Source organism: Lysobacter sp. TAF61 (assembly GCF_052113485.1).
Classification (GTDB): Bacteria; Pseudomonadota; Gammaproteobacteria; order Xanthomonadales; family Xanthomonadaceae; genus Lysobacter_J.
In genome coordinates this window covers 70,951-93,431 of sequence record NZ_JBFRDH010000003.1, presented here as the reverse complement: position 1 = coordinate 93,431, position 22,481 = coordinate 70,951, and the positions used below count along the sequence as shown (strand labels likewise).

Below are 22,481 nucleotides of genomic sequence, written 5' to 3'. Positions count from 1 at the left end.
ACGCGGCGTACGGGATCGACCGCGAGTTCAATCTGAACTACCAGAACCTGGGGCCCCGGCATGTCACTGGAAGGATCCGGTCCGTCCATCACCGACGGCGCAGCAATCGATGTGCTCGCAACCCCCTCCCCCTCCTGCGCACTGATCGCAAGTGCCCGCACGCGGCTGCCACGCAGCGCACGCGTGTCTGGCACGCACCCCGTCGGGCGACACGGCACTGCTCCGATGTAGCCGACACGTACCCGGAGCCAAGGGGAGGCGACGGGAAAATCCTGAGCAGCCAACAAAGGATGTTGTCATGACTCGCAAGACTCGTTCCCTGAAGTGGACCGCGCTGGCCATCGCCACGGCGTTCATCGTTGCACCTGTCGCCAACTCCGGCGGAAAGTTGCCCAACGTCAGCACGTCCAAGGTCTCCACACTCACCAAGCAAGCGGCGAAGGCGGCGAAGAAACAGCCCGCGCAATACGACCGCTTCATCATCACCTACAGATCGGATGCGAAGAAGCTCAGCGCTGCCGCCAGCGGCACGCAACTGGCGACGCAGCTGGCAACGGCGGCCAAGTCGCTGGGCGTCGGCATCGCGCCGATGCGCACGCTGGCCACCGGCAGCTCGCTGATCCGCACCGATCGCAAGCTCGACCTCGCCGCAACCAAGCAGCTGATGGTCGAACTGCTGAAGGATCCCAACGTGCTGGCGGTCGAGCCCGATCGCCTGCGCAAGCCGCTGATGGTTCCCAACGATCCGCTTTATGCGCAGCAGTGGCATTACAAGAACGGACCGGGCGGCATCAATGTCGAGCCGGCATGGGACATCAGCACCGGCAGCGGCGTGGTCGTGGCCGTGCTCGATACCGGCATCACGCCGCATTCGGAACTGGCCGGACAAACCGTCCCCGGCTACGACTTCATCATCGACCCGGAAGTCAGCGTCGACGGCGATGGCCGCGATGCCGACCCGAACGATCCGGGCGACTGGCACGACGGCGAGTGCAACATCTTCGGCATCCCCGAGGACAGCAGCTGGCACGGCACGCACGTATCCGGCACGGTTGCCGCGGCGACCAACAACAACGCCGGCGTGGCCGGTGTCGCCTTCGGCGCCAAGGTGCAACCGGTCCGCGTGCTCGGCAAGTGCGGCGGCTACGAGTCCGACATCATCGATGCGGTGACCTGGGCCTCCGGTGGCACGGTGGCGGGCGTTCCGGCCAATGCCACTCCGGCGGAAGTGATCAACCTCAGCCTGGGTGGCGGTGGCGCCTGCTCGGTCGCCGAACAGGCGGCCTACACCGCAGCCGTCGGCCGCGGCACGACCGTGGTGGTATCGGCCGGCAACTCGTCCGATGACGCGGCCAACTACTCTCCGGCCAGCTGCAACGACGTGATCACCGTGGCCTCCGTGGGTCCGACCGGCGAGATCTCCGGCTTCTCCAACTACGGCAATGTCGTCGACGTGGCGGCGCCGGGTGGTTCGGGCGAAGCGCCCGCCGCTGACAACATCCTGTCGACGCTCAACCTGGGCCTCAAGGAGCAGGAAGCCGAAGGCTATGCCTGGTATGCGGGCACCTCGATGTCGGCACCGCACGTGTCGGGCACGATCGCCCTGATGCAGGCCGCGGCGCCAACGCCGAAGACACCGGCGCAGATCAAGAAGATCCTGGAGAACACCGCCTATGCCTCCGGCGGATTCCCGGGCGGCTGCAGCTATAGCCTCTACTGCGGCGCGGGCATCATCGATGCGCGCTACGCGGTCGCGGTCGCGGCGGGCACCGAAGCCTTGCCGCCGGACGTCCCGCCGCCGCCGCCGCCGCCGCCGGCGATCCCGCTGAAGAACGGGGTTACCGTCACCGGCATCAGCGTCGGCGCCAACGGCACGATCCGCTACGAGCTGCTGGTCCCCAACGGCGCATCCAACCTGCTGTTCGCCATGTACGGCGGCACCGGCGATGCCGACATCTACGTCAAGCGTGGAAGCGAACCGACACTGACCTCGTACGACTGCCGGCCGTTCAGCTTCGGCAACAACGAGAACTGCTTCTTCCCGGCACCGCAGGGCGGCAAGTGGTACGTGACGATCCGTGGCTTCAGTGCCGCCACCGGCGTGTCGCTGTATCCGAGCTTCACCGACGCCAACTGGCCGCGCTCGGTCGAGGCCGAGGCCACCGCGCTCAACAACCACCGCACCCGCGTTGACCTGACCTGGACCTTCGGCAAGAAGAACATCGACATCTACCGCAACGGCGCGATCCTCAAGACCGTGAAGAACAAGGGCGCGGCCACCGATACGTTCCGCATCATCGGCAGCGGCACCATGAGCTACAAGCTGTGCAACAACGGTACGCAGGAGTGCGCAGACCCGGTCGAGATCGACTACACCTCGCACAAGTAAGCGGCCAAGCAACACGCGTGGAACCACCTTGGAGGGCCCGGTGCGCCGGGCCCTTCCTTTCACCACGACATGCCCTCTGGAGAACCCATGAAGCCAGTCCGCACGACTGCATCGAACTCCCCCGCGCGGTCGCACGTCACGCCATCGCACGTCGCGCTTGTCGCCACGATGACGATGACGGCCCTGATCGCCCTCGGCGGCTGCAGCCGCCAAGCAGCAGCGCCGGCCGCGCCGCAGGCACACACGACCGCCGCGACGCTTCCGCCCGCGCAGTTCGATTCGCGCCTGAGCCTGGTCAACAACAACGGCACGGTGCGCTACGACGGCACCGTCGACAGCGACGCCAGCCGCAAGGCCATCATCGCCATGCTCGGCCAGGCGTACGGCCCGGGCCACATATCCGGCGCCCTTGCCATCGACGCAGGCGCCCGCCCGGCTCCCTGGCAGGCACGGCTGCCGCAGTTCCTGCCCGCATTCACGATGCCCGGCGCCGCAATCGGCTTCGACGGCAAGCGGCTCGAACTCGGCGGCTACGCGTCCGAACCCGACCGCGCGACCCTGCTGGCGCGCGCCCGGCAACTGTTCCCCGGCTACGAACTCACCGGCCTGTTCCGCGGCGTGGGCGACATCGCCCCGGACGACACCGCACAGGCACTGGCCGGACTGAAGTCGGGCGCATCGGCCGGCGAGGTCGTCCAGGCCTTGAACCAGACCCCGATCCACTTCATCGACGGCAGCGCCCAGGTCAGCGCAGACAGCCTTGCAGCGCTCAGCCAGGCCGCCAAAGCCATCCAGGGCAGCGCTGGCGAGCGCCGGATCGAGATCACCGGCCCGGCCGGCGCCGGCGAAGACCTGGCGCTGTCGCAGCAGCGCGCCGAGGCGATCAAGGTGCAACTGATCGTCAATGGCGTCAGTCCCGCCGCGATCGAGACCCGGAGCCACTCCGCCGGCAGCGCGGACACCGGGGCAAGTTTCCGATTGCTGTAGCTCGCAGCGCAACGACGCCGGGTCCCCGACTTCGCGGGGAGGACGGGCCACGGGCAACGTCCATGGATTCCCGCCTCGGCGGGAATGACGGGTTTTTCGGACGAAGACGGAGCAATGAAGTGCTGGAGCGTCGTCCGCCGGGCTGGGGGTTGCTCCGCAGCGGGACATGGATGTCCCGCGCCCCGCATCGGACAGGATGTCCGACTAAGGGGCGGAGCAATCCCCAGCCCGGCGGGCGGCGCCGCTCGGAGGCCCGCCACGCCGCCATGCCATCCCACCCGCCACGCCCACGCGCGCCACAAGCCACCCAGGTCTGAACCGCCCTGCGAACCCCTCCCTGCGCCCCTTCCAAAACTACTAATTGCCCCCATCTTCGCCAGTCGATACGCTCCCCTGTTCGCCCCTGCATTGCGCGGCGGCGACCCCCTCCCAGACAGGCAACCGATGGCGCTGGACTACATCCGCATCCGCGGCGCGCGGACGCACAATCTCAAGAATATCGATCTCGACCTGCCGCGCGACAAACTGATCGTGATTACCGGCCTGTCGGGCTCGGGCAAGTCATCGCTCGCCTTCGACACCATCTACGCCGAAGGCCAGCGCCGCTACGTCGAATCCCTCTCGGCCTACGCACGCCAGTTCCTGTCGGTGATGGAAAAGCCCGATGTCGACCACATCGAAGGCCTGTCGCCGGCGATCTCGATCGAACAGAAATCGACCTCGCACAACCCGCGATCGACCGTCGGCACGATCACCGAGATCTACGACTACCTGCGCCTGCTCTATGCCCGCGTCGGCACCCCGCGCTGCCCCGACCACGGCTACCCCCTGGAAGCACAGACCGTCAGCCAGATGGTCGACCAGGTGATCGCCCTGGGCGAGACCGAAGAAGGTCGCGAACAGCGCTACATGCTGCTGGCCCCGGTCATCCGCGAGCGCAAGGGCGAGCATGCCCAGGTCTTCGAACAACTGCGCGCCCAAGGCTACGTCCGCGTCCGCGTCGACGGCGAACTGTACGAGATCGACGCCGTGCCGCCGCTGGCGCTGCGCGTCAAGCACACCATCGAAGCGGTGATCGACCGCTTCAAGCCGCGCGAAGACATCAAGCAGCGCCTGGCCGAATCGTTCGAGACCGCGCTCAAGCTCGGCGACGGCATGGCCCAGGTGATGTCGCTCGACAACGCCGAGGCCGCACCGCTGCTGTTCTCGTCCAAGTACAGCTGCCCGGTCTGCGACTATTCGCTGCCCGAACTCGAACCGCGCCTGTTCTCGTTCAACTCGCCGGTCGGCGCCTGCCCGACCTGCGACGGCCTGGGCGTGGCGCAATTCTTCGATCCCACGCGCGTGGTCGTGCACCCGGAGCTGTCGCTCTCGGCCGGCGCCGTGCGTGGCTGGGACCGCCGCAACGCCTACTACTTCCAGCTGATCCAGTCGCTGGCCAAGCACTACAAGTTCGATACCGACGCGGTGTGGCAGTCGCTACCCGAGAAGGTGCGCCAGGCCGTGCTGTTCGGCAGCGGCGAGGAACTGGTGACGTTCACCTACCTCACCGAGAGCGGCGGCCGCAGCCAGCGCAAGCACCGTTTCGAAGGCATCGTCCCGAACCTCGAGCGTCGCTACCGCGAGACCGAGTCGGCGGCCGTGCGCGAGGAACTGGCCAAGTACATCAGCGAGCGCGCCTGCACCGACTGCGGCGGCGCGCGTCTCAACCGTGCCGCCCGCAACGTCTTCGTCGCCGACCGGCCGCTGCCGCAAATCGTGGTGCTGCCGGTCGATGAGGCCCTGTCGTTCTTCAAGGGCCTCAACCTGCCCGGCTGGCGCGGCGAGATCGCGGGCAAGATCGTCAAGGAAATCAGCGACCGTCTGCGCTTCCTGGTGGACGTGGGTCTCGACTACCTCACCCTGGAGCGCAAGGCGGACTCGCTGTCGGGCGGTGAAGCCCAGCGCATCCGCCTGGCCTCGCAGATCGGCGCCGGCCTGGTCGGCGTGATGTACGTGCTCGACGAGCCGTCCATCGGCCTGCACCAGCGCGACAACGAACGCCTGCTCGGCACGCTGACCCGCCTGCGCGACCTTGGCAACACGGTGATCGTGGTCGAGCACGACGAAGACGCGATCCGCCTGGCCGACTACGTGGTCGACATCGGCCCCGGCGCGGGCGTGCACGGCGGTGAAGTGATCGCCCAGGGCCAGCTGGCCGACCTGCTCAAGGCGCCGCGCTCGCTGACCGGCCAGTATCTCAGCGGCAAGAAGCGCATCGAGATCCCGACCAAGCGCCACAAGCCCGATCCCAAGACCACGTTCCACCTGCGCGGCGCCACCGGCAACAACCTCAAGGACGTCGACCTGGCGGTGCCGAGCGGGCTGTTCACGGCCGTCACCGGCGTGTCGGGTTCGGGCAAGTCGACGCTGATCAACGACACCCTGTTCGCGATCGCCGCCAACGAACTCAACGGCGCCTCGCATACGCCGGCGCCACACCGCGAGTACGAGAACATCGAGCTGTGGGACAAGGTCGTCGACATCGACCAGTCGCCGATCGGCCGTACGCCCCGCAGCAACCCGGCGACCTACACCGGTCTGTTCACGCCGCTGCGCGAGCTGTTCGCTCAGGTGCCCGAGGCGCGTGCGCGCGGCTACTCGCCGGGACGCTTCAGCTTCAACGTTCGTGGCGGTCGCTGCGAGGCGTGCCAGGGCGACGGCCTGATCAAGGTCGAGATGCACTTCCTGCCCGACGTCTACGTGCCCTGCGACGTCTGCGGCGGCAAGCGCTACAACCGCGAGACGCTGGAAGTCCTCTACAAGGGCTACAACATCAACGACGTGCTGGAGATGACGGTCGAGGATGCGCTGGGCCTGTTCGACGCGATCCCGGCGATCGCGCGAAAGCTTGAAACGCTGATGGACGTCGGCCTGAGCTACATCAAGCTCGGCCAGAGCGCGACCACGTTGTCGGGTGGCGAGGCGCAGCGCGTCAAACTGTCGAAGGAACTGTCGCGGCGCGATACCGGTCGCACCTTGTACATCCTCGACGAGCCGACCACCGGCCTGCATTTCCACGACATCGAGCATCTGCTGGCGGTGCTGCACCGCCTGCGTGACGACGGCAACACCGTGGTCGTGATCGAGCACAACCTCGACGTGATCAAGACTGCCGACTGGGTGATCGACCTGGGCCCGGAAGGCGGCCACCGTGGCGGCACCATCCTCGCCACCGGCACGCCGGAGCACATCGCCAGCCTGACCCACTCCCACACCGGCCGCTTCCTCGCACCGCTCCTTGGCGCGAAACCGCAAGCCCCGGGCCGCAAGCCCAGCAAGAAGAAAACCACCGCATGAGCGACACCCCTGCCCCGTCGAAGACGGGCCGCACGCCCGCACGCAAGCGCAAGCCGGCCGCGAAGAAGACCGCCAAGGCCAGCGGCGAGAAAAACCAGGCCGCTGCTGCCGTCGCGCCGGATCCGATCGTCACCGGTGCGCCCGCGCCGGTCGCGCTGATCCGCGTGCCGATGTCGGTGCGCTGGCGCGACCTGGACGCGTTCAACCACGTCAACAATTCCAAGTACCTGAGCTACCTCGAGGAAGCCCGCCTGCACTGGATGCTGTCGGTGCCGGGACAAGGACTGGACGAGCACGTCGCCCCGGTCGTCGCCGCGGCCAACCTCAACTACCGCCGCCCGATCGAATGGCCGGCGCAGGTCGCGATCGAACTGTTCGTCGACCGCCTCGGCAACAGCAGCGTCAGCATCGGCCATCGCATCGTCGATGCCGCCGATGACAGCGTGCTGTATTGCGACGGCAACGTGGTGATGGTCTGGATCGATCGTGGCGACGGTCGCGCCGCGCCGCTGCCCGACGCCGTGCGCGAGTCCTGCTCGCAACACTGACGCCGCAGCCTGCGCCGCCCTCACCCGAAGGGCGGCGCCATTCAGTCGTGCCCAGGCGCGCTCAGACCCGCCCAGGCGATCTAGTGCTTGCGCCCCGCCTTCTTGCCCGGCTTGGGTGCCTTGTCGGCCTTCCCGGCAGCGCCCTCGAGCGTGACCTTGGCCCACATGTCGCCATTCTCGTCCGGGTGAACGTTCTGCACTTCGCGCCCGAATCCCGGGAAACGCTTGCCGAACGCTTCGACTGCGATGAGGAACTTCACGATCGTGCCGCCCTTGCGGTCGACCCGCTCGCCCGGCATCAGCACCGGGATGCCCGGCGGATACGGCACGATCATCAAAGCCGCCACGCGCCCGGGCAGATCGGCCACGCGCACTTCCTCGGTCTTGCCGTGGATCAGTTGCTGGTAGGCCTCCGAAGGCGTCAGCACCTGTTCGGAAATCACCTCGCCGGCGGCATTGGCCATGGCCTGCAGGTCGAGTTCGGTCATGACCTCGTGCATCTCGTCGCACAGTTGCGGCAGCGTCATGCCGCCGTAGCGCTGGGGATAGGCGTGGACCAGCTCGGGCAATGCTTCTTCCAGCGGCGCCTTGCGGTCGTACAGCCGCTTGAACGCCATCAGCGTTTCCAGCAGCGTGCCCCACTTGCCCTGTGTGGTGCCGACCGAGAACAGCACCAGCACGGTGTAGTCGCCGGTGCGGGCGATCTCCTGCCGGCGCGCATCGAGGAACTTCGACAGGATCGTGCCGGGGATGCCACGCTTGGCGATCTTGCCCCTGGCGTCGGTGCCTGGGCACAGGATCGTGACCTTGGTCGGATCGAGCATGCAGAAGTCGCCGGCAACGACTTCGTCGGGGATGCCATGCCAGCTTTCGCCCGATCGCAGCGTCCAGCAGCCTGGATCGTTGCACAGCACGTCGGTGTCGGCGTCGGCCAGTTCGACCTTCTTCTTGCCAACCGTGACCTGGTCGGGCTGGAACAAAGAGAAGAACCACTCTCCCTCCGCCTTGAAGCGCTTGTTGACCGAGGCCACCGCCTTGCGGAACTCGACTGCGTAACTGACCGTCTCGCGCAGCAGCGCGCTGCCCGAGGGTTCGTCCATCATCGCGCTGGCAATGTCCAGTGATGCAATCAGCGGATAGAACGGCGATGTCGTGCCGTGCATCATGAAGGCCTCCTTGATCGGGGCCCACTCCATCTTGCCGCGCTCGCTGTTGCTGACGTGGATGTAGGACGCCATCGAGAACGCCGGCAGCATCTTGTGCGTCGACTGCACCGCGAAGACCGTCGGCCGGTTCTTCATGTCCCGCGGCACGCCCATCGCGAAGCGGTGCTTGAACAACGGATGGAACTTTCCGTACGCGTACCAGGCCTCGTCGAAGTGCACGCGCGGCACGCTCTCGCCCAGCATCTCGGCGACCTTGTCGACGTTGTAGAGCATGCCGTCGTAGGTCGGGTTGGTGACCACCGCATGCACCGGCGCGCTCGACTTCGCACCGGCCGTCAGCGGCGAGTCGGCGACCAGCTTGGCAATGTGCGCCTTGGTGAAGCGCTTCGGCGGAATCAGGCCGATCATGCCGTAGCCGTTGCGGCTGGGCTGGAAGTACACCGGGCGAGAACCTGCGAGCGTCATCGCATGGTTGAGCGATTTGTGGCAATTGCGGTCGACCACCACCATCTCGTCATTGCCGACCGCCGCCTGCACGACGATGCGGTTGGACGCCGACGACCCCGCCAGCACATAGAACGTCCAGTCCGCGCCGAACACACGCGCGGCCATGCGTTGCGACTCCGCCGGCGGCCCTTCGATGTCCAGCCACGAACCCAGCTCGACATTGGAGATGCCGATGTCGGCACGCATGATGTTCTCGCCGAAGAAGCGGTGGAACTCGGCGCCCGCCGGATGCTTGAGGTAGGCCGCGCCGCCCATGTGGCCCGGCGCGTCCCACTGGTAGGTTCCTTCTTCGGTCAGCTTCTTGAGCGCCTTGAAGTACGGCGGGAGCATGCCGCTGTGGTAGTCGTCGATGGCGAAGCGCACGCGCTTGGCAAAGAACTCCGGTGTCTCGCCGATCAGGTTGACGTACTCGCGCACCTCGCGGACCACGCTCATTGGCAGGTTTCGGGTGGTGACGCCGCGGCTGAGCAGGAAGATCGGGATGCGCAGCGACTTCTCGCGTATCGCGCGAATGATCTCCAGCACCGGCTTCTCGCTCATGCCTGCGGTTTCACCCAGGTCCCAGTCGATGGCCACGCACGAGTACGACGCCGAACCGCGGGCGATGATCAGCCCGTCCTCGCAACTGTGCGCGCGCAACACTTCGATGCCCTGGTCCTGGACCGCCTGCCCAAGCCGCGCCAGCGCGAGCGCGTAGGCCGATCCCTGATCGGGAAGATCGGTCGTGACGTAGAGCACCCAGGGCTTGGTCATGGACATGGCGATTCCTCTCGAAGTGGTGCTGACGATGACGGGGGACACCGCGGCGACTTCATGCCACGCCGCGTAAATTCCGGATGAAGCCGGGCCGCGTCCGGGCTTGCCTCACTCCTGCACGACGTAGGTGTAGAAGCGGATGCGCCCTTCCTCGTGCACCTGGTACACCCCCTGGACCTCGTAGGAGAAGCCCGGGAAGCGGTTGCAGTTCTCTTCGAACGCCAGGAAGTAGTCGATCATCGGCTGGGCCTTGGCGTCGTAGCGTTCGCCGGGAACGATGATCCCGATGCCCGGTGGATAGATCAGCGCCAGCGTGGCCGCGACCCGGCCGGAGACCTCGCTCATCGGCACGAAGTCCACTTCGCCACCGACCAGCGCCTCGTTCGCTTCCCGCGCGGGCATGGCCTGTTCGGGGAAGGATTCGTAGCGGAAGCTGAGCCGCTGCAGCTCCTTGATGTTCCTGGCAACGAAGTAGTCGTGCATCTCCTGCGCTATCTGGCGCAGCGAGTAGTCGCGGTAGCGCGCCTCGTTGCGCTGGTAGAGCCCGGGCACGACGGCGGCCAGCGGGCTGTCCGCCTCGTAGTGGTCGCGAAAACGCTCAAGCGCGGCCAGCAGCATCGCCATCTTGCCCTCGCCCACCGCCGGGGTCATCAGGAACAGGATGCTGTAGAGATCGTTCTTCTCCGGGATGACGTTGTTCTCGCGCAGGAAGTTGGCCAGGATCGTGGCCGGCACACCGCTCTTGGCATAGTTGCCCGTGGCTACGTCTATGCCGGCTGTGGTCAGCATCAGCTTGGTCGGATCGACCATCGCCGCGTCTTCGCCGAGGTTGCGATAGCCGTGCCAGCTCGCGCCGGGGGCCAGCTGCCAGTAGGCCTGCTCGCGCGCGAGCACCGCGGTCGGCACGTCCTCCCACGCAACGGACTTGCCCTGGTACTCGACCTTGTCCGGCACGAAGGGGTCGATGAAGCCGGCGAAGCGCTTGCGCACCGCCTTGCGGCCCTCGATGCCGAGCTTGACCATGTCGTCCCAGAGCACCTGCCCGGACTTGTCAGCGTGCATCTGCGCATTGACGTCGAGGCTGGAGAACAGCGGATAGAACGGCGACGTCGACGCCTGCAGCATGAACATCTCGTTGAAGCGCTTGTGGTTGACGCGGAATGGCTTGTCGCGGATGTGCTCGTCGCGCACGTGGATCTGCGAGGCCTGCGAGAAACCGGCCAGCTGCTTGTGCGTCGACTGCGTGGCGATGATGCCCGGTGAATCGCCATCCAGTGCAAGGCCCATGCTGAAGTGGTCCTTCATCAGTGGGTGGAACGCACCAAACCCGGCCCAGGCTTCGTCGAAGTGGATGTACTGGCACAGGTGGCCGATCTTCTCCAGCACCTTGCGGGCGTTGTAGACGGTGCCGTCGTAGGTGCACTGTTCGATGATCGCGACCCGGATCGGGCGTTCGCGCTTCCACACATCGGTGCCGGCCAGTCGCGGATGATGCTTGAGCTTGTCGCGGATCGCTGTCTCGTCGAACGCCGACCAGTCGATCGGTCCGACCATGCCGAAGCCATTGCGGTCGGTTTCCAGGTAGACCGGAATCGCGCCGGCCATCAGCAGCGCGCCATGGTGGTTGGACTTGTGGTTGTTGCGATCGAACAGCACCACGTCCTTGCTGCGCAGCAGCGACGTGTTGACGACCTTGTTGGACGAAGACGTGCCGTTGAGCACGAAGTAGGTCCGGTCGGACTGGAACACCCTGGCGGCAGCCTGCTGCGCCGCCAGCGCCGGTCCTTCGTGGATCAGCAGGTCGCCCAGCGCGACCATCGCGTTGCAGATGTCGTCGCGGAACACATTCTCGCCCATGTGCTCGTAGAACAGCCGGCCGACCGGGTGGCGCATGAACATCTGCCCGCCCTGGTGGCCCGGGCACGCCCAGGTGCGGTTGGCGTCGTAGTCGTACTTCATCAACTCGCCGAAGAACGGCGTGCGCAGGCTCGCCGCATAGCGCTCGATGGATGCGACCAGGCGCTTCTCGTAGAAGTCGCGCGTTTCCAGGTCGGCGATGAGGACTCCGTCGAGCGACTTCAGGAAGGGCTCGGCGAGCGCTTCGTCATCGCGACCGCTGATCATGAAGATCGGCATGCGCAGGCCGCGCTCTTCACGCGCGTCGACCACCGCCTGCGTGTCGGCGCGGGCGCAGATGATCGCGCCAAGGTCGGCGCCGCCACGGATCGCCGTCGCGATCTGCTCGGAATCTATCGACGTCACCGGGAAATGCAGTTCGTCCTCGATGACCTGCGCGACGACGCCACTGTGCTCGCCCACCACCAGGATGCGGAAGAAGCGTTCAAGGGGAATACTCATCGCGGCGTCCTCTTCTCCAGTGTTCCGGCGAGCTTGTCGACAGCAGCCAGCGGACCATCGCGCATCGCGCGGCATCGGCTGACACCATTGCCAAGAAACAGAGTCGTTGACGGCGACCGCCGCAGAGTGCCCGTGCTCTATCGCGCCTGGTCCGGCCCGCAGATGCTCGCACCGAAACACGTCATTTGCGAGCGTTTCGCCTCGGTGATAATTACCGTTCGTCCGGGCGGAATAAAGCGGCTCCAGACTTCACGCGAGCGTTACGAACGCTATGAAAACCTCGCGGCGATCGCTGTCCTAAACGGGGGACTCACTGCTCGCCAGTGGCCTTGCCGCCGCGTACGGCCGGTGCGGTCGGCGGTAACCGGCCCCGCCGACCTGGGCACGCGCATTCATTTCCGCCGCGCACCGAACATTCTTGACTCCGCACTGCCGCCAGCGCACGACGATCCGCCCCGGACGCAGCTCCCGCGGATGCACAAAAAGCACGACTTGCAACGCCTGAAGTTCCGAACCCTTTCACGGAGCCTGTCATGAGCGAGTCCCACAAGAAGATGAATGTGTTCCAGCTGACGGTCATCACGCTGGTGAACATGATGGGGTCGGGCATCATCCTGCTGCCGAGCAAACTGGCGGAGATCGGCACCATCACGATCTTCTCCTGGCTGTTCACCGCCGGCGGCTCGCTTGCCCTCGCCTACGTGTTCGCCCGCTGCGGCTTCCTGAGCAGGAAGCCAGGCGGCATGGGCGGCTACGCCGAGTACGCCTTCGGCAAGGGCGGCAACTACATGGCGAACTACACCTATGGCCTGTCGCTGGTGATCGGCAACGTCGCCATCGGCGTCACCGCCGTGGGTTATGCCACCGTGCTGTTCGGCGCCACGCTGAGCCCGATGCAGACCTGCTTCTGGACCATCGTCCTGCTGTGGATCACCACGTTCGCCAATTTCGGCGGCGCCAGCATTACCGGCAAGATCGGTACCGTGACGGTGTGGGGCGTGATCCTGCCGGTGGTTCTCATCTGCCTGATCGGCTGGTTCTGGTTCAGCCCCAGCACCTGGTCGGCAGCATGGAACCCCCACGACATGGGCTTCTGGGCCGCCGTGGGCAGTTCGATCTCGGTCACCCTGTGGGCGTTCCTCGGCCTGGAATCGGCCTGCGCCAACGCAGACGCGGTCGAGAATCCCGAGAAGAACGTGCCGATCGCCGTGCTGGTGGCGACCATTGGCGCCGCGGTGGTCTACATCGTGTCGACCAACGTCATCGCCGGCATCATCCCGAACGCGGAGCTGGCAAAGTCGAGCGCGCCGTTCGGGCTTGCTTACTCCCATATGTTCAGCCCGGGCATTGGCCAGACCGTGACCGCGCTGATGGTCATCGCCTGCATCGGCTCCCTGCTGGGCTGGCAGTTCACCGTCGCCCAGGTGTTCAAGAGCTCGGCCGACGTCGGCTACTTCGTCCCGATCTTCAGCCGCGTCACCAAGATCGGCACGCCCATCGTCGGCATGCTGGTGCTGCTGGCCGTCCAGACCGCGCTGGCGCTGATGACCGCAAGCCCCGAGCTGAGCGAGACGTTCGGCAAGGTGGTAAACCTCGCGGTCGTCACCAACCTGGTGCCGTACGTGATGTCGATGGCGGCCATCGTCACCATCCAGAACGTGTCGAACATTCCCAAGGACAAGGCGAGGCTGACCAACTTCGTCGCCCTGATCGCGACGGTCTACAGCTTCTATGCCCTCTACAGTTCGGGCACCGAGGCCATCGTGCTGGGCGGCCTGTGCATCTTCCTGGGCTGGACGCTGTTTGGCTTCTTCGCCGCCAACCGCTTCTACCGCATGGAGAACGAGGCGCACGTGCCGAACCCGGGCAAGTCGTTCCAGACCTGACGTTCACGCGCCCTGACCCCAGCCTCTCTCCCGCACGCGGGAGAGAGGCTCAAGTCGCTCAGGGCAACTTGGCCCCCACCCTCGCCGCGCTGCGTCCCACCAGCGCATAGAACGGAATCGTCAGCACCAGCACCACGAAGGCATTGCGATCCAGCTCCGCGGACTGGCCGAGGATCACCCCACCGCAGTACACGCAGGCCAGCAGCCCGACCACGGCCAGCAGACCCCGTCGTGCCGCCGGAAGATCCAGGGTGGCGTTGAGCCGCCACATCGCCACCACCGAATAGACGTACGGAATGACCATGAGCACGACCGTGGCGCTGGTGATGCGGGTGAACTGGTCCGCCACCGTCGGCGACACCGTCAGCACCAGCAGCGCGGTCATCAGCACACCGGTGATGATCAGGTTGCGCGCCGGCATGCCACGCGCGTTCTTGATCGCGAACACGCGCGCAAACATCCCGTCCTCGGCCGCCGCCTGGGCCGACTGCGCCACGATCAGGATCCAGCCAGTGAGCGCGCCGGCGGCCTTCGCGATTGCCGCCAGCGAAATGACGATGGCGCCCCACGGCCCCAGCATGACCCGCGCCGCGTCCGCGAACGGAGCGCCGGACGCCTTCAGCTGCTCGTTGCTGAGCAACCCCATGATCACCGTGCAGCACACGACATAGATCACCGTCGACACCACCAGGCCGATGATGGTGGCCAGCGGCACGTTGCGCTTCGGGTTCTCGATCACGCCCGCCGAGACCGCCGCACTCTCCACGCCCAGGAACGCCCACAACGCGATGGAGGCACTGTGGGTGATGGCCGTCGGCGCGGGCACCGCGCCGGGGTTCCAGCCCGCCATGAAGACCTCGGGACGGAACCAGAACCAGCCCAGCAGACCGATAACCGCGATCGGCAGGATGCCGGCAACGGTGGTGATCGCGGTGAAGTGGCCAACCGCGTTGGCGCCACGCATGTTGAGCCAGATGAACACCCAGATCACCACGGCGGTGCACAGGCAGGCGAGCCATGGGTGGGCCAGTACCGGGAAGAACACGGCCAGGTAGCCGGTCACCGAGACCGCAATGGCGATGTTGCCGATGACATTGGCCACCCAGTACAGCAGGTTGGTCTGGAACGCCGCGAACGGCCCCAGGTGGTCGCGCGCGTACGCGTACGGACCACCCGCCTTCGGGTCGACCATCCCCAGGTGCGCGAACACCAGTCCCAGCGCCGAGGCCCCGATTGCGGCCGCAATCCAGCCGAAGATCGAAATGCTGCCGATCGAGGCCAGGCTGGCCGGCAACAGGAAGATCCCGGTGCCGACCATGTTCGCCACTACCAGCGAGGAGGCGCCGAGCAACCCCATCTTGCCGTTGCCACCATGCATGGACGTGGCCTCAGCCTGATGTCAGGCACTGAACGTAGTATTCGCCGTCCTCGACCTCCACGCCGTGCGTGTCGTGCCCGAAGCCGGGGAATGCGGCGTCCCATCCCTGCAGCGATTTGAGGTATCCGATGTGCGGCCCATTGGCGGCACCGGCAGACTCGCCTGGCATGACCATCGGAATGCCCGGCGGATACGGCACGATGCTGGTCGCCACGGTGCGGCCGGCAAGCTTGGGCAGCGGCACCCGCTCGACCTTTCCCAGGATCAGTTCCTGGTAGGCATCGGCTGGTGAGAGCTTGATGTCCGGCAGGTTCGAATAGGCCTTCTGCAGATGCGCGGTCTGCCCACCCTTGCGCAGCTCGGCGAACATCTGGTCGCCCAGGGCGCGCAGGCCCATGCCTTCGTAACGCTCGGGATGATCCTTGACGAGGTTCGGCATCACCCGGCTCAGCGACTGGTCGATGTCGTAGTCGCGCTTGAAGTCGAGCATCGCCGCCAGCAGCGTGCTCCACTTGGCCTTGGTGATACCGATCGAGAACAGGAACAGCACGGCGAAGTCGCTGGTCTTCTCCACCTCGATGCCGCGCGCGTCCAGATAGGCGGTCAGCAGCGAGGCCGGGAATCCCTGCTTCTGCAGGGCACCATCGTCGCCCATGCCCGGCGTCAGCACCGAAACCTTGATCGGATCGAGCATGCAGTAGTCGTCTTCGAGCTTGTCGAAGCCGTGCCAGGTGTCGCCCGGGTGCAGCACCCAGCACGACGGATCGGTCGCCAGCACTTCCGGCGGCGCGTCCTCGAAGGCCACGCGCTTGCCGCCGATCTTGACCTTGTCGGGGTTCCAGGTGCGGAAGAACCATTCCTTCTTCTTGGCGAAGCCGGCGTTGATGCGGCCGATGGTCTGGCGGAAGCTGATCGCCTCGTCGATGCTCTCGCGCGTCAGCGCCAGGCCACCGGCGCCGTCCATCATCGAGGCGGCGATCTCGTTGGAGGCGATGATCGGATAGAACGGCGAAGTCGAGCCGTGCATCATGAACGACTCGTTGAAACGCGCATGCGGGATCGGATCGCGACCGTCGCGAACGTGGATGTAGGACGCCTGCGAGAACGCCGCCAGCAGCTTGTGCGTGGAATGCGTGCTGAAGACTGTCGGACCCTTGCGGTCGTGGTCGGCGGCCTTGCCGTGCATGCCAAGGCGCCCGGCATAAAGCGGATTGAAGCGCGCGTAACCGAACCAGGCCTCGTCGAAATGGACGCGATCGACCCAGCCGCCGAGCTGCTCGAGCACGCGCGTGGCGCTGTAGCACAGGCCGTCATAAGTGGAGTTGGTCACCACCGCGAACACGGGTTGCTTGTCCTTGAGTCCCTTGCTGATCGGCGTGGAGGCGATGGCCTTGGTCAGATAGGCCTTGGCCAGCCGCTCCGGGTAAATGGGTCCGATCAGGCCATAGCGATTGCGCGAGGGCACCAGGTACTGCGGAACGCCGCCGGTCATGGTCAGGCCGTGCTCGATCGACTTGTGGCAGTTGCGATCGCACAGAACGACCTTGTCGCGCGGGACGCAGGCCATGAAGATGATTCGGTTCGAGGTCGAGGAGCCATTGGTGACCGTATAGCTGCGGTCGGAACCGAACACGGTGGAGATGTACTTCTCGCTGGCGCCGATCGGCCCGGTGTGGTCGAGCAGGGAGCCGAGCTCGCCGACGCTGATCGACAGGTCGGTCTGGAACACATGGGCCCCGTAGAAGTCATGGAACGCGCGCCCGGCCGGATGCTTGAGGAACGCGGTGCCACCGGTGTGGCCCGGGGTATGCCAGGAGTACTCGTGGACCTGGTTGAAGTTGTAGAGCGCGCTGACCAGCGGGCCGAACAGGCCACCGACGTATTTGCCCACGGCGGCCATGACGCGGCCGCAGACAAATGTCGATGCGTCCTCCAGCAGCCAGACCAGCTCGTCGATCGCCTGCACCAGTTCGATCGTCAGCGACCGCGCCTTCTCGCGCTCGGTCAGCAGGAAGATCGGCACGAACTCGTTGCGGGCGCGAATGGTGGTGATCAGGTCGATCGCGGCGGCGTTGTTGCGCTCCTTGCCGTCTCCATCCGGCAGCGACCAGTCGATCAACATCGCCTGGATCGAGGCGTCGGAAATGATCGTGGCGCGCGCATCCTCCACGTGAGTCGCCGTCACGGTCTCGACGTTGCGGTCGTCGAACTCGTCGACCAGCATCTTGCAGGCCCGTCCGCCGGCAGTGTCGGTGCCGATCTTCGGGTGGACGATGAGGACGCGGAACTTCTGACGTTGGGCACGGCGCTGAAGCATGGCTGCACTCCTGGCTCACGGACAGGACGCAGCCTGGCCGCGTCCGGCGAATGTCGGTCGTCCTGACGCGCCGTCAGCTCAGCGGGGCGAGCTCGGCAGGGCCGGCTCAGCGGAGCCGGCACAGCCGGCAGGCGCTTGTGTCATGGATTGAGGTCGTAGCGGAGCGTCGCCTGGAGTCGCTGGGCCTCGCCGTCGTTATCCTCCAGATCGGTGTTCTTGCCCCACAGGTATTCGACACCGAACATCGCCCGTTCGCTGAACTGCCAGGCGAGGTTGAGCGAGGCGAAGCGGGTGCTCTTGGGCAGCGTCGGATCAATCAGCATGTCCTCGTCCGGGTCGATCCGCAGGTAGCCGTAGGACGCGCTCGAACTGACGTTGTCGGACCATCCATGCGTATAACCCAGGCCCCAGCCACCGGCATCGATGGCCTCCAGTTCGGCCTGGGCATTGAATGCCGCATCCAGCCCGAAACCGGAGATGTCCTGCAGGAAGTTCGCATAGCCCTTGCCGTAGCTGGCCCACGCCTGCACGCTGTCGTTCTCGAACACACCGGCGGCGAAACTCAGCTGGGTGGCGTAGGCATTGGTGTTGCGCTGATGGTCCCCGATCGCGGTCTGCACGCCCAGGTCGCGGAACAGGTTGGCCCACTGGAGATGCCAGTCCGGCGTCTCCCAGCGCAGGCCGAGAGTAAGGTCGGGAATCCGCGAGTAGGTCTCGAAATCGCCGATCAGGGCGATGTCGGCGTTGGGTTTCTCCACCGACATCGGAATCGTCAACTTGCCTTCGCCCGAGCGGTACACGATCGGCGAATAGCGCACCTGCGGCGTGTACTTGAAGGTGAAGGAGTTCGGACCCTCGTAATCGAGGGTGTTCGGGAAGGCGTCGATGTCGGTGAAGGCGGACAGGTAGTAGCCGGCGATCAGCGAGTAGTCCTTCGCCTCCAGTTCGCCGTACAGGTACTGCATGTTGTACGGCATGTCGCCGCTGCCGCTGCCGAAGAAGTTGTTCTTGTAGACCACCTTCAACATGCCGTAGTCGGTCTGGCGCCGGAAGTCGAGGCGGAAGATGCTCTGCTTGGCGCTGAGGTTGCTGCGCGAGTCGGAGTCGTGGAACGGCTGGCCCTGCACCGGAATGGACGACGGCACGAACAGGTCCTTGGCGCCCATGAACTTGTTGTCGAACATCATGTCGAACTGGGCGACCACGTCGATCTTGATCAGGTTGCCGGTATCGCCGAGCTGGACGTAGCCCTCGGGCAACGGTTCCTCGGCGGGAAGCGCCGACGGTGGCTTGTGCACACGTGACTGCTCGGTCGCGGGCACCGTCGCCGAAGCGATCAGCGGCGCCGGCGCAGCGGCCGGTGCCGGCGGTGGCGCGGCCTTTGCCTGGGCCGCGTCCCTGGACTCAAGTTCGTCGAGGCGCTGTTGCATTCTCTGCATCATCTGCTGCTGCTGTTGCAGCTGCTGTCGCATCTGCGCGATCTCGCTCTTCATCTGCTCGGACGAAGCGCTGGACTGCGCATGGACCGGCTGGGCGGACATCGCCGCGCAACCTGCAAGGATGACGGCCGCTGACGAAGCTGCGAAATCGGTTCGCATGATGCGTGTCCTCCCACTGGATTCGCGCGGCTGTTGGGCGCGAGCGCATAACTTAATGCGCCATAACGTGAAGCGACCGTGATCCTCCGACAGGAGGTTTCTCCACGCTCGATTCACAAATGTCTTCACGGCGCGAGCTGTTCTGGCGTCGCGCATACAGCCAGCTCACGCCGCGATCACATCCAGGCCGGATCGCCGGTGAACTCGATGGTCAACCAGAACTGCGGCGCGTCGGCGTCCAGGCGTGCGGAGATGTCCCTGCGGATCGCATCGACGCGGGAGATCGGCCCGATCTCATGGTCGGGCGGCAACAGGATCAGAATCTCGACGAAACGTCCCCGCCCCACCTTGGCGACATGGCTGGAGTAGGCGAGAAAACCGTGCTCGGCGACGACCTCGTCCATGACCTGCTTGACCTCGCGATCGAGGTCGCCGGGCGCGACCTGCAGGACTTCGCGGATCGCCCGCCAGGTCGAACGCATCGGCACTGCAAGCATCGCCAGGGCGATGCACAACAAGATGGCCGGATCGATATACGGCACCCAGTCTTCGTGGCCCGATCCCTTCATCGACACGGCAATGGCGAAACCCAGCAGCAGGGCCAGGCTGAGCGCGCCGCTGACGAGCCAGCTGCGTGCATCGAGTGCGAGCAGATTGGAGCCAAGGCGTCGCGCGTGGCCGCGCATGTACAACGACATACCCATGCCAACCACGCACAGCACGCCAGCCCAGATAGCACCCAGGCCATAGGACACTTCGTTGCCGCCGGACGTCAGGCCGATGATCGCGGTGAACGCCGCATACAGGCACGACAACGCCAGCGTGGCGCCGCCGAATGCTTCGACCATGGGTTCCAGGTGCCAGTAGCCGAACTGGAAGCGGCGGCTGCCTTCGTAAGCCACCAGCCGCGACACGCTCAGCGATGCCACGGTCAGCACCACATCGACCAGGCTGTACATGCCATCGAAGATGATCGCGTCGGAATTGACCAGCAAGCCGCTGGCGATGCCGACGACGCCGACCACGATCGTGATGCCGATGGAAAGCTTGAGAAGGCGCTGCTCGGGGCGGGTGTCCATCGAACCTCCGTGGTCGGGCGGAGTCGGATCGTGGGAAGTGCCCGGATTGTGTTGCACTGGCCCGTGACGCCAGTGTCGCTGCGTGCGCCGCCCTGCCCCGGCGGATTACTCTCCGGCGGCGCGGACCACGAACTCGCCCAGCAGCTTGCCGCCATCCTTCAGCACGAACTCGATGGCGACCTTGCTGCCGGGCTTGAGCACCGCCTTGGGCTGCATCAGCATCAGGTGCATGCCGCCAGGCTTGAGCACCGCGGCGTCGCCTGCGGCGATGCGCAACTCGGGCAAGGCGCGCATGCGGCTGACGCCTTCGACCACGCGCGTCTCGTGCAACGACACGTCGCCGAATGCGGCGCTGCTTGCGGAAACGATCGTCACCGGCGTATTGCACGCATTCTCGATGCGGCCGAATCCGGCCATCATCGGCATGGCCATCGGCGGCATGCGCACCCAGCCGTCGCGCACCACGGGCTTGCACTCTCCGGCGAAGGCGACGGAAGAAGCGGCGGCGAGCAGGAGCAGCAGCAGGACCGGTAACCCCGGACGGAGGCGTGATGCGTTCATCGGCCTATGATACCGCCCACATGCTGAAGGAGTTGCCGATGAAACATCCGCTCTCGCTGCTTGCCCTGGCCTGCTCGCTTGCCGCCTGTTCCGGAGGCAACGTGCCCGATGCCGCTGGTGGCGACGCCCGGTCCGGATCTGCACCGGCACCTGCAAAAGTGGCAGCACCCGGCGATTCGAGCGCCGACGGGCAGACAGGCCTGACGGTCTACAGCGACGGCTACGAGCAGTTGGCCGGCAACGGCGCTCCGCAGGCGGGCATGCCCGGCTACGCCCTGGTCGAGCGCAGGCTGCATCGCACCCTCAAGCAGGGCGACAACGCCATCGAGGCCGACGACATCCCGCCGTCGATGGACGTCGAGGCGGCGACCCTGCAGCCACTCGCTCCCGGCGCCACCATCACCGGGCAGCGTTATGTTGCCGCCCTGGCGGGCGTCGCCTCCGCGCTGAGTCAGGCAACTGGGAGCAAGGTCACCGTCGAACACACGGCCGGCGGCGCCAAACAGACGGACACCGGCACGCTGTTGTCGGCCGAAGGCGGACTGACCCTGGCGCTGGACGACGGTCGGATCAAGGTGATCCCCAACTACGACAACCTCAGCCTGGTCGATGGGCAATCGCGGTTGCCCCGACAAGCCAGCCTGCAATGGACGGTGGCCGCCGCGCACGCGGGCGATGCGGACTTCCGCCTCACCTATCCGATGGGCGGCATGGCCTGGCGAGCGGAGTACCTGGCCACCGTGACCAAGGATGATGGTTGCCTGCTCGCGCTCGACGGCGCAGCGCTGATCGCCAATCGTTCCGGCGTCACGTTCGACCAAGCCGCTCTGAGCCTGGTCGCAGGCGAGCCCAACCTTGAACGACACGGTGCGGCAGTGAACGCGGTCAGGGACCAGTTCGCCTATGCGCGCAACGCGCCCGCCCCTGCGCCACCGCCGCCCACGGTGCGCCAGTCCGGCGAATACCACGCCTACGACCTGCCCGGTCGCGTGCGCCTTGCCAATGGCAGCAACGAACGCGTGCCGTTGTTCGCGCCGCGGCCGTCGATTGCCTGCGAGCGTGCCTACGTGGTGGAGGCCGATGGAGGCGACTGGCAGCCTCCGCAGCCGGTGATCGCGCCGACGTACCGCGGAACGACCGGAATGCTCCCGGTCACCACCACCGTGTCGATCCGCAACTCCAAGGCGGCCGGTCTCGGCGAGCCGCTGCCAGCCGGCCGCGTTCGCGCATTCCTGGGCGAGGATTTCCTTGGCGAATCGATGCTGCCGCACACCGCCGCCGGCGAGGAGATCCGCCTGCAGGTCGGCAAGGCCTTCGACCTGCGCGCCGAACGCGAGCAGAACGACTTCCGCCTGGACCGCAGCGGCCGCACCATCACCGAGACCTTCGAGCTCACGCTCACCAACGGCAAGCCGTCCGCCGCTACCATTCGCGTGATCGAACCGTTGCCGCGCTGGAGCGACTGGGAACTCGTCGCCAGCAGCGTGCCCGGGAAGAAGAAGGACGCCAGCCACGCGCAGTTCGAAGTGCCCGTGCCGGCAGGCGGCGAAACAAAACTCACCTATACCGTGCGCTACCGCTGGAGCAAGGACGTCAACCCATGAGCAACAAC

Annotated in this window: 12 protein-coding genes and 1 pseudogene; 6 read left to right on the top strand and 7 right to left on the bottom strand. The window is 66.0% G+C overall.

The features are described from left to right. The first annotated feature begins 298 nt into the window (after nucleotides 1-298). The 4 genes and pseudogenes from AB4Y64_RS08010 to AB4Y64_RS07995 all read left to right on the top strand — a co-directional run bounded on the left by AB4Y64_RS08010 (nucleotide 299) and on the right by AB4Y64_RS07995 (nucleotide 7,263). On the top strand, nucleotides 299-2,389 hold the full coding sequence (locus AB4Y64_RS08010; protein WP_441815929.1) for a S8 family peptidase: 2,091 nt from the start codon (nucleotides 299-301) through the stop codon (nucleotides 2,387-2,389). A gap of 87 nt (nucleotides 2,390-2,476) precedes the next feature. Further along, the gene (locus AB4Y64_RS08005; RefSeq protein WP_441815928.1) at nucleotides 2,477-3,376 is read left to right on the top strand and encodes an OmpA family protein; all 900 of its coding nucleotides are present in this window, start codon (nucleotides 2,477-2,479) and stop codon (nucleotides 3,374-3,376) included. Between the two features lie 444 nt (nucleotides 3,377-3,820). Then, nucleotides 3,821-6,697 (top strand): annotated as a pseudogene (gene uvrA, locus AB4Y64_RS08000) (excinuclease ABC subunit UvrA); the annotation flags it as partial. A gap of 188 nt (nucleotides 6,698-6,885) precedes the next feature. Then, nucleotides 6,886-7,263, top strand: a complete 378-nt coding sequence (locus AB4Y64_RS07995; RefSeq protein WP_441816322.1) for an acyl-CoA thioesterase — start codon at nucleotides 6,886-6,888, stop codon at nucleotides 7,261-7,263. 80 nt (nucleotides 7,264-7,343) lie between these two features. Here AB4Y64_RS07995 and AB4Y64_RS07990 read toward each other — a convergent pair whose 3' ends face one another. Beyond that, nucleotides 7,344-9,695, bottom strand: coding sequence for an Orn/Lys/Arg decarboxylase N-terminal domain-containing protein (locus AB4Y64_RS07990; protein WP_441815927.1), 2,352 nt, complete (start codon nucleotides 9,693-9,695; stop codon nucleotides 7,344-7,346). Nucleotides 9,696-9,800: 105 nt separating this feature from the next. After that, on the bottom strand, nucleotides 9,801-12,050 hold the full coding sequence (speC, locus tag AB4Y64_RS07985) for an ornithine decarboxylase (protein WP_441815926.1): 2,250 nt from the start codon (nucleotides 12,048-12,050) through the stop codon (nucleotides 9,801-9,803). A 533-nt stretch (nucleotides 12,051-12,583) separates the two neighbouring features. Here speC and potE point away from each other — a divergent pair. Further along, nucleotides 12,584-13,936 carry a putrescine-ornithine antiporter gene (gene potE / locus AB4Y64_RS07980; protein ID WP_441815925.1) on the top strand — a complete coding sequence of 451 codons (1,353 nt, stop codon included), beginning with the start codon at nucleotides 12,584-12,586 and terminating at the stop codon, nucleotides 13,934-13,936. 58 nt (nucleotides 13,937-13,994) lie between these two features. On the opposite strand, the gene AB4Y64_RS07975 is transcribed toward potE, so the two are convergent. The 5 genes from AB4Y64_RS07975 to AB4Y64_RS07955 form a co-directional block, all read right to left on the bottom strand. Continuing rightward, complete coding sequence (locus AB4Y64_RS07975) at nucleotides 13,995-15,314, bottom strand: amino acid permease (RefSeq protein WP_441815924.1); 1,320 nt, start codon at nucleotides 15,312-15,314, stop codon at nucleotides 13,995-13,997. A 10-nt stretch (nucleotides 15,315-15,324) separates the two neighbouring features. Then, nucleotides 15,325-17,631, bottom strand: coding sequence for an Orn/Lys/Arg decarboxylase N-terminal domain-containing protein (locus AB4Y64_RS07970; RefSeq protein WP_441815923.1), 2,307 nt, complete (start codon nucleotides 17,629-17,631; stop codon nucleotides 15,325-15,327). A gap of 140 nt (nucleotides 17,632-17,771) precedes the next feature. Further along, nucleotides 17,772-19,172, bottom strand: a complete 1,401-nt coding sequence (locus AB4Y64_RS07965; RefSeq protein WP_441815922.1) for a DcaP family trimeric outer membrane transporter — start codon at nucleotides 19,170-19,172, stop codon at nucleotides 17,772-17,774. A gap of 233 nt (nucleotides 19,173-19,405) precedes the next feature. Then, nucleotides 19,406-20,308, bottom strand: coding sequence for a cation diffusion facilitator family transporter (locus AB4Y64_RS07960; RefSeq protein WP_441815921.1), 903 nt, complete (start codon nucleotides 20,306-20,308; stop codon nucleotides 19,406-19,408). Nucleotides 20,309-20,413: 105 nt separating this feature from the next. After that, nucleotides 20,414-20,869: a copper chaperone PCu(A)C gene (locus AB4Y64_RS07955; protein WP_441815920.1), complete on the bottom strand. Its 456-nt coding sequence runs from the start codon at nucleotides 20,867-20,869 to the stop codon at nucleotides 20,414-20,416. Between the two features lie 38 nt (nucleotides 20,870-20,907). Here AB4Y64_RS07955 and AB4Y64_RS07950 point away from each other — a divergent pair, with 38 nt between their 5' ends. After that, the gene (locus tag AB4Y64_RS07950; RefSeq protein ID WP_441815919.1) at nucleotides 20,908-22,473 is read left to right on the top strand and encodes a DUF4139 domain-containing protein; all 1,566 of its coding nucleotides are present in this window, start codon (nucleotides 20,908-20,910) and stop codon (nucleotides 22,471-22,473) included. Nucleotides 22,474-22,481: the final 8 nt, after the last annotated feature.